The organism is Pseudoalteromonas sp. Z1A2, assembly GCF_011378755.1.
Lineage (GTDB): Bacteria > Pseudomonadota > Gammaproteobacteria > Enterobacterales > Alteromonadaceae > Pseudoalteromonas > Pseudoalteromonas distincta.
Window position 1 is genome coordinate 203298 of the sequence record NZ_WTKX01000003.1, and the last position, 16036, is coordinate 219333.

General features: G+C 39.4%; 13 protein-coding genes. 3 read left to right on the forward strand and 10 right to left on the reverse strand.

All coding sequences use genetic code 11. The features are described 5' to 3' along the window. Nucleotides 1-12: 12 nt before the first annotated feature. From GQR47_RS03850 to argC, 4 genes are read right to left on the reverse strand one after another with little or no spacing between them, the layout of a single operon-like run. On the reverse strand, nucleotides 13-1215 hold the full coding sequence (locus GQR47_RS03850; protein ID WP_154903484.1) for an argininosuccinate synthase: 1203 nt from the start codon (nucleotides 1213-1215) through the stop codon (nucleotides 13-15). Next, the gene (locus GQR47_RS03855; protein WP_002958764.1) at nucleotides 1212-2144 is read right to left on the reverse strand and encodes an ornithine carbamoyltransferase; all 933 of its coding nucleotides are present in this window, start codon (nucleotides 2142-2144) and stop codon (nucleotides 1212-1214) included. The genes GQR47_RS03850 and GQR47_RS03855 overlap by 4 nt, the downstream gene beginning before the upstream one ends. Nucleotides 2145-2151: 7 nt before the next feature. Then, nucleotides 2152-2919 (reverse strand): acetylglutamate kinase, encoded by a 768-nt coding sequence (gene argB / locus GQR47_RS03860; RefSeq protein WP_154903483.1) that lies wholly within the window; start codon nucleotides 2917-2919, stop codon nucleotides 2152-2154. Further along, entirely contained in the window at nucleotides 2920-3930 is a 1011-nt protein-coding gene (gene argC / locus GQR47_RS03865) for an N-acetyl-gamma-glutamyl-phosphate reductase (RefSeq protein WP_024596072.1), read from the reverse strand. 224 nt (nucleotides 3931-4154) lie between these two features. Here argC and argE point away from each other — a divergent pair, with 224 nt between their 5' ends. After that, nucleotides 4155-5303 carry an acetylornithine deacetylase gene (argE, locus tag GQR47_RS03870; RefSeq protein ID WP_024596073.1) on the forward strand — a complete coding sequence of 383 codons (1149 nt, stop codon included), beginning with the start codon at nucleotides 4155-4157 and terminating at the stop codon, nucleotides 5301-5303. 53 nt (nucleotides 5304-5356) lie between these two features. Here the strand turns inward: argE and GQR47_RS03875 are convergent, their stop codons facing one another. Both GQR47_RS03875 and radA read right to left on the reverse strand, forming a co-directional pair. After that, nucleotides 5357-6289: a hypothetical protein gene (locus tag GQR47_RS03875; protein WP_002958768.1), complete on the reverse strand. Its 933-nt coding sequence runs from the start codon at nucleotides 6287-6289 to the stop codon at nucleotides 5357-5359. 75 nt (nucleotides 6290-6364) lie between these two features. Continuing rightward, on the reverse strand, nucleotides 6365-7750 hold the full coding sequence (gene radA, locus GQR47_RS03880; protein ID WP_024596074.1) for a DNA repair protein RadA: 1386 nt from the start codon (nucleotides 7748-7750) through the stop codon (nucleotides 6365-6367). 364 nt (nucleotides 7751-8114) lie between these two features. Here radA and GQR47_RS03885 point away from each other — a divergent pair, with 364 nt between their 5' ends. After that, nucleotides 8115-10592, forward strand: a complete 2478-nt coding sequence (locus GQR47_RS03885) for a PilZ domain-containing protein (RefSeq protein WP_024596075.1) — start codon at nucleotides 8115-8117, stop codon at nucleotides 10590-10592. 20 nt (nucleotides 10593-10612) lie between these two features. Here GQR47_RS03885 and serB read toward each other — a convergent pair whose 3' ends face one another. Beyond that, nucleotides 10613-11641 carry a phosphoserine phosphatase SerB gene (gene serB / locus GQR47_RS03890; RefSeq protein ID WP_024596076.1) on the reverse strand — a complete coding sequence of 343 codons (1029 nt, stop codon included), beginning with the start codon at nucleotides 11639-11641 and terminating at the stop codon, nucleotides 10613-10615. Nucleotides 11642-11793: 152 nt separating this feature from the next. On the opposite strand from serB, the gene GQR47_RS03895 reads away from it, so the two are divergent. Next, nucleotides 11794-12414 carry an AhpA/YtjB family protein gene (locus GQR47_RS03895; RefSeq protein ID WP_024596077.1) on the forward strand — a complete coding sequence of 207 codons (621 nt, stop codon included), beginning with the start codon at nucleotides 11794-11796 and terminating at the stop codon, nucleotides 12412-12414. On the opposite strand, the gene GQR47_RS03900 is transcribed toward GQR47_RS03895, so the two are convergent. From GQR47_RS03900 to argS, 3 genes are all read right to left on the reverse strand, one after another. Beyond that, on the reverse strand, nucleotides 12381-13148 hold the full coding sequence (locus GQR47_RS03900; protein ID WP_165723573.1) for a TatD family hydrolase: 768 nt from the start codon (nucleotides 13146-13148) through the stop codon (nucleotides 12381-12383). The two genes, GQR47_RS03895 and GQR47_RS03900, sit on opposite strands and share 34 nt — an antisense overlap. A 21-nt stretch (nucleotides 13149-13169) precedes the next feature. Next, entirely contained in the window at nucleotides 13170-13808 is a 639-nt protein-coding gene (gene pdxH / locus GQR47_RS03905; RefSeq protein WP_024596079.1) for a pyridoxamine 5'-phosphate oxidase, read from the reverse strand. Between the two features lie 468 nt (nucleotides 13809-14276). Further along, nucleotides 14277-16019 carry an arginine--tRNA ligase gene (gene argS / locus GQR47_RS03910; protein ID WP_024596080.1) on the reverse strand — a complete coding sequence of 581 codons (1743 nt, stop codon included), beginning with the start codon at nucleotides 16017-16019 and terminating at the stop codon, nucleotides 14277-14279. Between the last annotated feature and the right edge of the window lie 17 nt (nucleotides 16020-16036).

Sequence of the window (16036 nt, forward strand, 5' to 3'; positions counted from 1 at the left end):
GCTATAAATAATTTACTTTTTAGCCAATGCTGAAATTCTGCTTGAAAGCGAGAATAAACGAATAAAGCCTTCAGCGTGTGACTGGTCATACACATCATCTTCGCCAAATGTAGCAAATGCTTCGCTGTATAAGCTATTTGGTGATTGCTTTTGAACCGCAGTTACTTGACCTTTATATAGCTTAAGTACCACTTCACCTGTTGCCACTTTAGAAAGTGCTTCTGCACCAGCTAAAATAGAATCTTTAAGTGGTGTAAACCAACGTCCGTCGTACACTAAATGTGAAAATTCACCACCTAGTACTTCTTTCCATTTACGGCTTGCTTTATCAAGCACTAGCTCGTCAATGGCTTGAAGCGCAGCCATAATTACTGTGCCACCTGGTGTTTCATAACAACCGCGTGACTTCATACCTACTAAACGGTTTTCTACAATATCAACACGTCCAACGCCATGAGGCGATGCAATATCGTTTAATTTAACTAAACAGTCATATGGTTTAAGTTCTTCGCCATTTACAGCAACCACTTCGCCTTCAACAACTTTTAAAGTTACTAGTTCTGCCTTATCTGGTGCTTGCTCTGGAGAGTTAGTCCAAGTCCATACTTGCTCAGTTGGTTGGCACCATGGATCTTCAAGCTCACCACCTTCGTGCGAAATATGCCAAGCGTTAGCATCACGGCTATAAATTTTTGTAGCAGATGCTGAACACGGAATGTCACGCTCTGCTAAGTAATCAAGTAATGATTCACGACTCGATAAGTCCCACTCACGCCATGGCGCAATTACTTTTAAATCTGGAGCAAGGGCTGCAAAACATGATTCAAAACGAACTTGGTCATTACCTTTACCAGTACAACCATGAGAAAGTGCATCAGCACCTACTTTACGTGCAATTTCAACTTGTGCTTTAGCAATAATAGGACGCGCCATAGACGTACCTAGTAAATAAGTACCTTCGTAAATCGAGCCCGTTTTAAGTGTTGGATAAATGTAATCACTTACCATTTCATCTTTTAAATCAACTACGTAACATTCTGAAGCACCTGAAGCGATTGCTTTAGCTTCTACGCCTTCAAGTTCTTCTGCGCCTTGACCTACATCCGCTACAAACGCAACAACTTCACAACCGTAGTTTTCTTTTAACCATGGCACGATAGCCGATGTATCAAGACCACCTGAATAGGCTAAAACGACTTTTTTAATTGAACTCATAGGTGTTCCTTAACAAAATTTGGATTTAGTAATGTAACTAGCAAAGCATTTTGCGCGTGCATGCGATTCTCTGCTTGTTGAATAATTTTCGATGCTGGACCATCCATTACCTCAGAGGTAATTTCAAATTCACGGTGTGCCGGTTGGCAATGTAATACCGTAGTTGCACCGGTTTGATCTAGCAATGCCTGATTTAATTGATAAGGCATATATTTTTCTTTAACTTGCTCAAGCGGTGTTGTATCACCCATTGATACCCATGTATCTGCATATACAACGTTTGCACCAACAGCCGCTTCAACACGGTCACTTACCATCACTGATGCGCCATTCATTGCCGCTATTTGCTCTGCCTTTTTAAGGATTTGCGAATCAGGCGAGCTGCCTTTTGGCGTTACAGCAACAAAATCAGTGCCAAGCGTTGCCGCTAAAAGCATTAATGAATGAGTTACATTGTTGCCCTCACCTAAGTAAGCCACTTTAAGCTCGCTCACATCGCCGTGAACTTCTTGAAGCGTTAAAAAATCAGCAAGCGCTTGGCATGGGTGGTATAAATCACACAAACTATTTACTACCGGTACTGATGCGTATTCACCTAATGTAGTTAATGTGCTGTGCTGATTTACGCGCGCAACAATACCATCGGCCCAAGTAGAAATATTAAGTGCGAAATCTTTAATTGATTCACGTGCACCCATAGCGCCATTTTGCTGATCTAAATAAACTGCATGGCCACCAAGGCGGTTAATACCTATATCAAACGATAAACGAGTACGTAAACTTTGTTTTTCAAACAATGTTACGATTGATTTTCCCGCTAATACATTGCTGTATTTTTCTGGTTTTGCTTTTATATCTTGCGCTAACTTTAATAAATTAAGTGCGCCTTCTTGGTCTAACTCTAAACCCGTTAAAAAATTCTCAAACATAATAAACCTATGGTGTAATCTTAGTTCCGACATGCTCGCCTTGTAGCAGAGCAGTTAAATTTTCTGGCTTTTGCCAGCTGGAAATATACACACCGCGTCGTAAATGTTGGGCAGCGTGAAGGCTGGTCTTAACTTTGACCTCCATCCCGCCCACAATTACTCCATTTGAAATTAAAGTATCAATGTGTTTTGTGTCAAGTTGATGTAACGGCTGTTTATTTTCATCAAGCACTGCTTCAACATCCGTCATAAAAATAAGCTCGGCATTTAAGTTACTAGCAATAGCCGCTGCTGCTTCATCTGCATTTACGTTGTACCAAAGCCCTTGCTCATCAAAGCCTATAGAGCTAACAATGGGTAGGCGACCGATTTTAAGTAAATCATTAACAATAGAATCGTCGTTGCTTTTACATTTACCCACCAAGCAAAGCGCTTTTAGCTTTTGAGTGGCAGTAACACCTGCCTCAAAAAGGCTTAAGCCCACAGGCTTGTGCCCAGCACTAATAGCTTGAGTCATTAATTGTTTATTAGCGCAACCTGCAAGCGCACCCACTATATAAGGCATTTGCTCTGCTGGGCTAATACGTAATCCTTGGTGTTTAGCACTGGCAAAACCCGCTTGTTTTAACCATGTATCAACTAAAGCGCCACCGCCATGTACAATCACAAACTCATCATTTGTTTGCTCATTTAATACATCAAACAACGCTTTTGCTGCATTTTCTGTATTAAGTACTGCACCACCTAGTTTAATTACCCACGTTTTTTTACTCATTTAAAACGCTCCTTTTAAACCAGTGGTATGATCTAAATTCATAGAAATATTAATACACTGCAAAGCTTGTCCAGCAGCGCCTTTTAATAAGTTATCAATAGCAGACATCACAATTAACTGCGTTCCTTGTTGCTGCCAGCCAATATCAACAAATGGCTGCTTAGCTACACCTTTAATTGAAGGTACTTTATCGCCTAATAAACGAATTAATGGCTCGCTCGAAAGTACTTGATAAGCCGATGCAACGTTTTCCTTGGTAACGCCTGGCTTAAGCTGTACATAAATAGTTTCTAAAATACCGCGCGGAAAATTACCTAAGTGCGGTGTAAACAACACTTTGTGGCCAAGGTGTTGTTCAATTTCAGGGCCGTGGCGATGGTTAAACAAACCATAAGGTGCAAGCGACACTTCACAAAAATGCGTTCCTACACTAGCTTTACGCCCGGCACCCGTAACGCCCGAAACCGCATTAATAATAATACTTTCGCTGCTCAATAAGCCTGCTTGCTTAAGCGGTTTTAGCGCATTAAGCGCTGCTGTTGGGTAACAGCCTGCAACAGCAATTAGCTTTGCATTAGCGATAGCATCATGGTTCCACTCAGCTAGACCGTAAGCCGCTTCATTTAAAAGCTCTGGATGTTGATGCTCAAAACCATAGTAAGTAACGTAGTCGTCATTGCTTGCTAAACGATAGCCACCAGATAAATCAAATACCTTTTTACCCATAGCTAAAAATTGCGGCGCTAAATCAACACTTACTTTGTGATCGGTACATAAGCATACGTAATCAGCATCACTTTGAATGTCATCAAAAGCTGATACGCTAAGAGGAAGTAAAGGGCAGTCTAGTAAGCCAAGGTGCTCTGGGTATAAATCACTTAGCAATTTATTTTTATCTAAGCTACCCTCAGATACATAACAGCCTGTTAAAGTTAAGTTTGGATGCTTAGCAACTAAACTTGCTAACTCTGCGCCGCTGTATCCGCTTGCGCCAATAATCACTACATTCATTTGTTACTCGTTATCTTAAAATTAATTACTACTTATCTATAATGTTCGCTTAAACTAGCTTAGACGCTAATTAAGTCTTTTTTATTAATGAATTTTGATTATCGTCGCATTATTTTCATGGCGTTACTTTTAATATATTTATGCTTAAAAAGTGAATTGATATTCATCATAAATACTTTTATATTGTTATGCAATTAAATTGAATAATAATTTTGGATTTTTTTATGCCTTTGCCTTCGTTTATTTCCATGTACCAACAATTGATTGCAGCCCCTTCTATTAGTGCTATTGAAGACAACCTGTGTATGAGCAATAAAAACGTAATTGAACTCCTAGCCAGTTGGTGCGAAACAATCGGTTTTACGTGTGAAATTATAGAATTAGAAGGAGGTAAAGGGCGCTATAATTTATTAGCAAAACGCGGAGAAGGTGATGGCGGATTAATGCTAGCTGGTCATACCGACACAGTGCCTTTTGATGACAGTCGTTGGAATCATAATCCATTTAAACTTACCGAACTCGATAACAAATTGTATGGGCTAGGAAGTATTGATATGAAAGGCTTTTTTGCTTTTGTATTACAAGCGATTAGTGAACTTGATGAAAAGCAGCAAACTCAGCCTATTTTAATCCTTGCCACCGCCGACGAAGAAACAACGATGGCTGGTGCACAACAAATATGTAAGCACCCGAATTTAAAACCTGCGCGTTGTATAATAGGCGAACCTACTGATATGACGCCAGTATTTATGCACAAAGGCCATATGAGTACAGCAATAAGAGTGGTTGGTCGCTCTGGGCATAGCTCCGATCCCGAACGTGGTCTTAACGCCATTGAAGTAATGCATAAAGTGATTACAAAATTGATGATCTTAAAAGAACAATTAAAGCATAAGTATTCAATATACCACTTCGAAATCCCTTATCCAACATTAAACTTAGGTAATATTCATGGCGGCGATAACGCGAATAGAATTTGTGGTTGCTGTGAAATGCATATAGATATGCGCCCATTACCAGGTTTAAGTGTACAAGAACTACAAGCATTCGTACTCGATGCAACGAAAGAGATAAATCAGCAATACCCAAATGCGGTGAGCGTTATTGATCTACATGAACCAATACCGGCATTTAGTGGGAGCACCGACAGTGCTTTAGTAAAAATGGCTGAAAAAATAGCGGGGCAAAAAGCGGTCGCAGTAAATTACTGCACTGAAGCGCCGTTTATCCAGCAACTCGGTTGTGAAACGATTGTAATGGGCCCAGGCTCAATTAACCAGGCACACCAGCCTGATGAATTTTTAGCGATGGAAAAAATAAAACCATCACAACAAATAATCACTGATCTTATAAAAGCAAATTGCTTTAGCTAATAAGATTACAATAAAGGCGCCAATTGGCGCCTTTATTAATACAGAACTAAGGCCTAATCACCTTTAACTTCTAAGTTAATAAACTTAACTAGCTCTTCAGGTTGCCCTACTAGCATCATAACTTGTTGGTTAATTTCCATCATAGTTTTACCTTCAGGTAGCTTTGCAGACACACTGAATGAATTTAAACCTTTCGCAAAGCTGGTTAAAGCCTCTGCAATATCTTCAGTTACAGGAGCTTGTTGTAACTGTTGCTCTAGCGTCATTTCCATTTGCTCAAGCGTCATACCTTGCTTTTCAAGCTCGCTTGAGAGTAAATCTTTTAATTTACCCTGGTTATTTAAGGCAAAGCTAACATTACGCGGCTCTAATTTACTCATTGCTTGCATAACAAGTGTTTGCTGCTGTAATTCTTGCTCATACGTCAGCGGTTGATCACCCGCTTCTTGCTGCGCCTTGCTAATAGCCAATGAAGCATCCATTAACGCTTTTGAATTAGCTAAACCCATATCCATATTAAAACTAACAATGTCTTTTGCATCAAGCTTAACTACTACATCACTATTGCCAGACTCTTCATCGTAATCAAGTGATGAATGTAAGTCGTAACTTGCCGACGCTAACATTTCGTTTGTATCAGCTGGTAATTTTGATACGAAGCTTTTATCAAACTGAAAGCTTTTTACATCAAATGATGTATGTGGTGATATTTTATCCGGCTCGTAACCAGTTATTTCAATGCTTTGAATATTAGCAACATTGTCACCTTCAGGGCTTATTACTTCCATGTTTGTTATTTCTACACTCTTTGAAATAACACTTGCCGATAAACCAGCGTATTTAAATGTAGCGCCAGTTTGCTCGCTTACTAAAGCAAGTTGCTTATCTACTTCTGCACGCACTTCTTGAGTTGCTACGTAGTTTGCGTAACTAACACCACCAACGCCTGCGGCCACAAGAGCTGCAACTATAACTAATTTTTTCATGTCATTTCCTTATTTAATTCTTTCTATAAAGTGTCTCAACTTAAGAGTAACACTGAAGAACATCACCGATAAGTGTTAATTAATCAAACTAAGTAACTCATGTACGGTTTTTACAGGGGTAATTTTAGCGCCTAGCCCTTCCATCGATTTATGGTAATTGCGAAATGGAATATATATTTCTGTAAAACCATGTTGTGCAGCCTCTTTAACACGCGGTACACCACTGTCTATTGGGCGTACATCGCCGTTTAAGCTAAGTTCTCCCATAATACACGTGGTACGAGGTACAACAAATTCGTTTAAACTGCTAAGTAACGCGGTTACTAATGCTAAATCGATGCAGGTTTCTGTCTCATCAATTCTTAAACCACCCACAATATTAAAAAACGTATCGTGAAATATTTTAGTTTTAGTATGCTTACGTAATATACCGGTCAGCATTTTTATACGATTCATATTTAAACCAACACAAACACGCTGCGGAAATTCAGCTTCTGTTTCGGTAGTTAAACATTGAATCTCAAGCAATAAATTACGATTCCCTTTACGAATACAGGTAATAGTAGAGCCAGGTGAGTCGGTGGTTGAACCCGATAAAAATATTTCACTTGGATTATCAACGCTTAACATCCCACGTTCACACATTTTAAAAATGCCAACAGTATCAATATCACCAAAGCGGTTTTTATTTGCCCTAAGGGTTCGTATTTGCCCATCGTTGGTATCTATGTGTAAAAGCGCATCAACAATATGTACAAGTGTTTGAGGGCCTGCTATTTCGTTATTTTTATTTACGTGAGCAATAATGAACATAGTTACATCATTTTGCTTACAGTACTGAGTTAATGCTTGGGCGGCGCTTTTTACTTGCGAAGGCGAGCCTGGGCTACCATTTGCCGTATCGGTTACAACAGCTTGAATAGAGTCAATAACAGCAAACTTAATTTTATTTTTCTCGAGCTCTTCGATGATGGTTTCAACGCTCGTTTCTGAAAGTAAATAAAGCTCTTCCGGGTTATAGTTTAACTTTAAACGATTTACCCTGTTTTTAAACTGCGATAAAGATTCTTCTGCCGTACAGTAAAGTGACGGCATCCGTTGTGACATTCTCGCCACTAAGTCAGATAGCAAAGTTGTCTTACCCGCCCCCGGATCGCCCGAAATTATATTAACAGAGCCAGTAGTCACCCCGCCGCTTAGTACGCGATCAAGCTCGCCGATTTCAGTTAGCTGCTTTTCAGCCTCTGATGTAGCAATATCATTGATTTTTTTAGAACCACCACCAACACCACCAGCATAACCACCAACGTTTGATCGTATTGATGCTTTTTTACTATGCCCTGCTGAAGGCTTAAATTCCGCTAATGTGTTCCACGCACCGCAGCGACATTGACCCTGCCAACGTTGATAGTTCATGCCACATTCGGTACAAACAAATTCTACTTTTGCCGCTTTAGCCATAGATCACTTTACCTACTATTCTTTAAATTAAAAAAATTCTTACTATTAGGCGCTTATTTTGCCATTTCAGGCATTTACTTAGCAACAAACTCTTGCCTGCTTAAAAATCTAGCGTCACAATCAATAAATACACATGGTGTTTCTTTTTAGCTATAATTTAGGGCATACTTTTTGCTTTGTAATAGTTTAAAGTAACTTGCCAATAAAATGGCAAATAACACATACATAACAAGAGCTAAACAGTAGTAACTCAAATAATTGTACCTATATTAATAACGTAGCGCGATTTAACGTTTATTGAACTTCTAATAAATGGACTTAACAGTATACCTACTTTTTCAATTAGACGGTGATGGTTTTATAAATGGCTGATGACATAATGCTCAAACACGAAGATCTCGTGAATGAGTTAAAAACATATTTAGGCAACGCTAAATTTGATCTAATTTTCAAATCAAAAACCGCAGGGTTAACTAAACCTGAGCAATTTTTAATGAAAATGGAAATGTCGCGTTTATCTCAGCCAGTGGCACGTTTTGTTGATCTTCGCGGATTAGTGACAGGCCAAGTAAAACCATATGAGCATAACGGCAAGCAACACTTTATGGATGACACAGCCATTGAAGTGTTTGAAAAAGCGCTTAAACAACATGGTGAATACACCTTAGCTGTTTACGAAGCCGTAATGAATACAGAAAATAACCACCGCGTATTACAAAAACAAGCAGCCGAAAAATCAGAGTTACAAGAGTTAGAAAATAACTTAAACACTGAAGTAATTAAGTTTGCCTCTTACGAGAGCCGCCGTGAAGAACGGATGAATTACTCAATAAAAGTAACGATTGATTACAAAGATAAAAAGAACATTGCTGCTAGCACCTCAGATATATCTTTAAGCGGTTGTAAAGTTAAGCTTGCAACGCGCTACTCTATAAAAAAAGGCGAACTCATCGCAATGCGCTTAGTAGGCCTTGAGCAAGACTTTGAACTTGGCCTAAAAAACGGTATTCAATACGAAGTTGTTGCAGTAGAAAATATCTCTCGTGAATTTAATCACATCCGCTTAAAGCGCACTTATATAGAAAACAACGATGCCTTTAATGACTTTTTAGAAAGTTTTATTCATGGTAATAAGCGTCGTTATAAAGTAAATCTAGATAATACGCTCGATGCTGTAGTATCAAAGGGGTATGAGCAGTACTACATTCCTCGCGTAACGTCTTTATATGTGTTTTTAAGTAAAAAAGATGAGCAATATTACCCAAGCCTTAGCCTTACCACTGAAAATAATATTTTTATTCAGCGCTACTTTACCGATGAAAGAAAAATACCGTGTTTGTACAATATACTTAATCATCAGCGTATTACACAATTACTAACTCAAATTACCGCAGTAAAAGAAGATTACCTCTATACATTTACACATATATCATCAGGTAAAATTTATTACTACTCAGCGACGCGTACAGAGTTAAATAACAACCCTAAATTACGTGATCTATTTTTAGGTTTTGGTAGCCAAAAAGAGAGCTGGCAGTGCTTTAAAATACAAGTAATGCCAAGTCATCCAGATGATTCTTTTATACCGCTTTCACTACCTAATAGTGCCGGTGAAAATATAGAAAAATTAAATAAGCCGCCTTCACCTCGTGTAAAAGGCCTTATAAAAGATGTTAAGTATATTGTTGTACTTACAAATATTGGCAATAAAGCTGAACAAGCAAATTATAAACAACTTACTTTTGATAAAGCATTAGTAAATCAGCTCAAGCACTTTGGCCACGCAAAACACAAAACACCACCCTACTTAGATATTGTGCCACTTGAATACGTAAATTTACGCTCGCATAAGCGCTACCTTTATAAAACACCAGTTAGTGTCACTATTAATGATGAGGTATTTAACGGCTATACACGTGACTTTTCGGTAATGGGTTTGCAGTTAGAGTGCGAACAACCTGCCACATTTAAAAAAGGCGATATAGTACTTTTAGCATTCCCTGAACTTCAAAAAATAACTAAAAAGCATAAGCTTAGTGAACTAAAGTACGAAGTAATGGCCATCAGTAAGTCATTTACTACTATTAACCTAAAAGCAAATCGTATTGCTGATTTACCCCATGCTGGCGTGACCTTTTTCACTCAGCTAATAGAAGGTAATAAAGACAAACTTAAAGTATCTGAAGAAGCACCTAAAGTAGAAGGCTTATCTACCGCACTTAGAAATATGGTTACAAAAAGCGTTTGCCAATTTCCGCTATATTTACACAAAGAAGCTGCACACTTTAAAACCGGCGCAATTGGATATGGGTTATACGCCAGCCCTATGCACGTGATTTTGCAAAACTTTGGTTTATTAAGTAACAAAACTGACTTTTCGAGCATTCTGACCGAAGAGCAAATTATTAATGTAATAACACCAAATATTAAAGATCGCAGCCGCCAAGATGCACCGCTTGCTTTTACACTTGCTATTAACTTCGATCCTCGAAAAGGCAGTATTGAAGAGGCTATTGTTAGCCAATGCGCTTTAGGTGAAGACTACTCAAGCTTTTATAAACAAATTAGTAAAGGTATTACATCGCAACTTATATTCGTAATGCGTTTGTATATATCGCGCACAGGTCGCCCCGATACTGATTATCTTTCTAATGAGCTAAAATACGTAAGTCAGTACGCAATGCACAAAGCTAAAGATTTAGAAGAAGCCTTATGGGCCGTAGCTGGTGTGGGTGATGTAGTAGATATAACTGAAGAAGCGCTAAGCCATTTAGAACTAAAAAAAGAGCAAGTAGCACAAATGAGCCGCCGTAAGCTTATTTGGTTAAACCGCTTACGTTAAGCGGTTTAACTTAATTTATTTTAAAGTGTTGGTTGTTTTTCTAACGGAATAGCCAACATATACAACAATTGCAATAATGACCCTTCACAAATAGCCGCTTGTGCTTGCTCAACCACTTTAGGCTTACCATGTACGGCCACACCTAGGCCAGCTTTTGCCATCATCACTAAATCATTTGCGCCATCCCCAATAGCTACAGTTTGTGCTTTTTTAAGCCCTAGCTTTTGCTGAAGCACCTCTAATACGACCGCTTTTTGCTGCGCATCGACAATCGTGCCCAGTACTTTACCTGTTAGCTTGTCGTCTTTAAATTCGAGCACATTAGCGTGCACTTCATCTAAATTAATCAGCTCTTGTACACGCTCTGCAAAAGGCACAAAACCACCTGAGGCAATCGCCAAATACCAGTTATGTTGCTTTAAAATTTGGCACAGTATTTTAATACCAGGCATCAATGGTAATGAACTTTTCAGTTCTTCAATTAAGCTTTTTTCAATACCTTCAAGCTTAGCTACACGCTGATATAAACTCTCACTAAAATCAAGTTTACCCGCCATTGCAAGTGCAGTTACAGAAGCAACTTCATCGTATACGTTCGCAAGGCGTGCTATTTCGTCTATGCACTCAATAGTTATTGCAGTTGAATCCATATCCATAACCAATAAACCAGGCTCATATAAATTAGGCGGCGTAGCAACTTGCACTAATTGACAATCAAGCGTGTATGAAAATTCTTGTAGTACTAACGGGTTTATAGTTTTATCTGCATTTTGCGCGTAAAAACACAGTGCTGGTGCAAGCCCTAAATCAGGTTGGTATTGGCATATAGCGGTGACTTTTTGGTTATGTGTCGCTAAAAAGTCAACAATACTGGCAATGTGTTTTTCTGCAAAATCACCTGTAAATGCGATGCTAAATAACCCTAATGCTTTGTTTGGAATATAATCGAGAGGTGTAGATACACCACCACTATAGCTAAACCATTTATTTAGAGTTAAGTGTTGTAATGGTTGCTCAGCAGCTTGCTGTGCCATGTTGATTTGCGACATGGGATCTCCGTGTTTATTTTTATTTTCCTGATAGTTGGCATCTCAAAACTGCTATTCTCAACACTAAATTCGCCATCAGGTGGGGTTTAAGGTTATAGTTAGTGTAGTTGTAACATCAAATCAAAATGCTGTCAGTAGCATAAACGGTGACTATGAAAAATAACCATATTAAAAACCCTATAAGCGTATCCCAAAGAAAGCGGCTCGTTCGCTTAATTCTTGCGGCTGGCTGTTTTGTATTACTAAGCTGGGTGGGTGTTAATAGTAGTTTTCAGAGTCACCAGTTACTTTACGATAGCGCCGACAGCACCGCCAAAAGCCTCACTCAGTTTATGGCTTTAAATGTTAAAACACCTTTAATCGAAAAAAACAAACCCCAGCTCAATGCAATTTGTAACGATATAAGTAAAGATGAGTTCGTGCTTTCGGCCACTATTTACGATCAACAGGGTATTTTATTAGCCAGTAGCGACAATTGGCAGTCGCACCATGTTTATGGTCAACTTTCTGATTCTACCCCCGGAATAAGTAAGTTAAAAACACCTTTTATGGAACCTGTTATAAGCGATGATGACCGCCCTATAGGTTTTGTATCTATTACTTATTTAACTCGCGCTGCAATATCCGACAGCCATAATCATTTTCATGACTTAGGCAGGCAGGTTTTATTAATGCTAGTGATTGCTTGTATATTTACGTGGCAGTTAGGCCGCGGATTAAAGCGCTGGCAGGTAAATCGTTATATGCAAAAAACATCTGAACAAGAATCATAAAGTTGCTTTGCAAGCGTCTCTTTTTCGCTGTGTGGCTTTAAATCACATAGTGCGTCAAACACATCAGGTATATGCAATGGCGTGTTAACCTCCCCTTGGTAGCCACTTAACGGCATTGAAGGTGAATCTGTTTCAAGCACTAAGTGCTCGGGCTCAATAGCGGTAATAACAGCACGGGTTTTAGCTGCACGTTGATAGGTAATAACACCGCCTACGCCAAGCTTAAAGCCCTGTTTGATATAGTACTTCGCTTGTTGGATTGAACCTGAAAATGCATGAATCACTCCCCCATTTTTTGGCTTACAACGTTTAAACGCTTGCGCAATTAAATCATGGCTTTGCCTGTGATGTACAATGAGCGGTAAGCTTAGCTCATTAGAAAGCCCTATTTGCTGTTCAAATAAATAAGTTTGTTTAGAGAGGTTTTCAATGCTTCTATCAAGCCCACACTCACCAATGGCCACCAGCTGATGCTTATTTGTAGTTGCAAAGTCAAATAACGCTTCTATATGCAATTCTCTATGTTGATCTAAGAAGTAAGGATGTAGCCCTGCCGCTATTTTTATACTTGGATAGGTTGCTTTGAGCTCTATAAGAGTATGCGATTGAGCAAGCGTAATACCCGGTACAACAAACTGATTAACTCCCTTTGCGACACACTCGGTTATGAGCGATTCACGACTTGAATCAAACTCACTAAAATCGAGGTGGCAATGAGAGTCAATAAATTGCACGGTTACTTACTCATCTATTTATTAAGGATTTAAGCGTGTAATTTGCCAGCTATTATCTGCTTGGCGCTGATACATAAAACGATCATGTAAACGATGCGCCCCACCTTGCCAAAACTCAATTTTAGTGGGCACTACACAATAACCGCCCCAAAAATCAGGTAATGGAATTGCACCTTTAGCAAACTTATTTTTCATATTAGCAAAGGTTTCCATTAGTACTTTACGTGATGACACCGGACGGCTTTGCGCTGATGCCCACGCTGCTAATTGGCTTTCTTTAGGACGAGATAAAAAGTACTTTGCCACAGCAGAGGTAGGTAATGGTTTAGCCTCACCGTATACAATAACTTGGCGTTCCATGTGGTGCCACGGAAAGTGCAAGGAAATTTTGTTATTGCCTTTAAGCTCCTGCGCTTTACGCGAACCTGTATTGGTAAAAAATACAAAGCCGTTATCATCCAGGTGCTTTAAAAGCACAATACGCTGTGAAGGCTGACCGGTTTCATCAACAGTTGCTACAACCATCGCTGTTGGATCGGGTAATTGGCTTGCTACAGCATGCTCAAGCCATGTTTCAAACTGCTTGAATGGGTCATCTTGCAAGTTATCTTCGCTTAACGCGTCTTGCAGGTATTCACGGCGGATATCTTCGAGTTTCATAACAAATCCTTTAAATAAAGACTTAGAAAAGAGCTTAGAGTAGCGAGCTTAAAACAATAGATATTGAGTAATAAAAAATATTAAGATTCAGGTATATGCGATAGCAATAACACCGAGTCTCGGGTGTATTCCATAGCAGTAAACATAGAGTCTCAGGTGTATCGTTGGGTTTCGTTTCACTCAACCCAACCTACAACGCAAACTACACAGCTCAGATATCTGCAAGTGTAGAAGTGCTGACAAGGCGGAGTGCTTTTTATGCCAAGGAGCATACATTTAGTATGTGACTTAGGCTAAAAAAGCACGACAACGCAGTCAAAGCGAACTACACGCAGCAGACGGTTCACCTAAGTAGTTTAGCCTAAGACAAGGCATTCAACCCGACTTATCCCTATGGACATACGGTTTGTATGTGATTAGGGTAAGTCGGATTGGATAACGCAGTATTAGGTTAAAATACGACGGTGATTACATTTGCTCCATAACTTCAATGCCTAGCAAATCCAATCCCGTTTCAAGAGTTTTAGAAACCAAATTACACAACACTAAACGGCTATCGCGCACGCTTGGCTCTACGCCTTCTTTAAGTACTGGGCAGGCTTCGTAAAATGTCATGTATAAGCTTGCAAGCTCGTATAAGTAACCACATAGTACGTGCGGTGTTGCTTCGCTGATCATTAAATCAAGTACTTCTTCGAGCTGTAGTAGCTTAAGTGCAAGTGCTTTTTCTTGAGGCTCGACAATTGCAACGTCTGAATTTAATGTAGCAGCATCAACGCCTGATTTGCGGAAAATACTGCGTACGCGTGTATAAGCATATTGTAAGTAAGGAGCAGTTGCGCCTTCAAAACTTAGCATGCTGTCCCAGTTAAAAATGTAATCACTGGTACGGTGCTTAGAAAGGTCGGCGTATTTAACTGCACCAATACCTACTTTACGGGCAATTTCGCTGCGATCGCTATCACTTAAATCAGACTCACGTTCAGCTAATTTTGCTGCTGCGCGGTTAATTGATTCTTCTAATAAATCAGCAAGTTTTACTGTGCCGCCAGTACGTGTTTTAAATGGTTTATTATCGGCGCCCATCATGGTGCCAAACGGGCAAAACTCGTAACTTGTTTCGTCTCTTAATAAACCAGCTTTACGCGCTGTTAGCTCTACTTGGTTAAAGTGTAGATTTTGACGTGCATCTACAAAAATTAAGATGCGATCAGCACCTAATTTATTTGAACGGTAGTCACATGCCGCTAAGTCTGTTGTTGCATATAAAAAACCACCGCCAGATTTTTGTACGATAAACGCTGATGGCTCGCCATCTTTATTAGCTAGCTCATCTAAAAACACCACTTGCGCGCCTTGCGACTCTACGGCAATGTTTTTATCTTTAAGTAGGCTAATAATATCGTTAAGCTCTGCGTTGTATGCGCTTTCAGCCATAATATCGGCTTGGGTAAGCGTTACATTTAAACGCTTGTATACTTCTTCAGAGTGTTTAACTGAGGTGGCTATAAATAGTTTCCAAAGTTTTTCACAATGCGCATCGCCGCCTTGTAATTTAACAACGTAGTCACGTGCTTTATCTGCAAAGCCTTCCTCGTCGTCAAAGCGTTTTTTAGCATCGCGGTAAAAAGTTTCTAAATCAGCAAGCGCAACAGTATCTAAGTCAACGCCTTGACTAATTTGATCTTCTAAATGCGCGATTAACATACCAAATTGCGTGCCCCAATCACCCATGTGATTTTGACGCACAACCGTATCGCCTCTAAATTCAAGCGCACGTACAATTGAGTCACCAATAATAGTTGAACGTAAATGACCTACGTGCATTTCTTTAGCTAGGTTTGGTGATGAATAATCAACAACTACTTTTTGTGGCTTAGCATGTTCGTTTACAGCTAGTTTTGCATCATTGTTAGCCGCTTTCACGCTTTGCGCTAAAAACTCAGGCTTTAAATGAATATTAATAAAACCTGGACCCGCAATTTCAGTCTTTTGTGCAATATCGCTTACATCAAGGTTATCAATAATTTTTTGTGCAAGCTCACGCGGGTTGCTTTTCATTTTTTTAGCTGCGCCCATGGCTGCATTAATTTGGTAATCACCAAATTGTGGACGCGTGCTTTGCGTTACTGCCGGGTTTGTGTCTTCAGGTAAGCCTGCACCGACCATAGCTGCAATGGCTTTTTCAATTAAAATAGTACGAATATTCATATTTTTTTACCTTTATA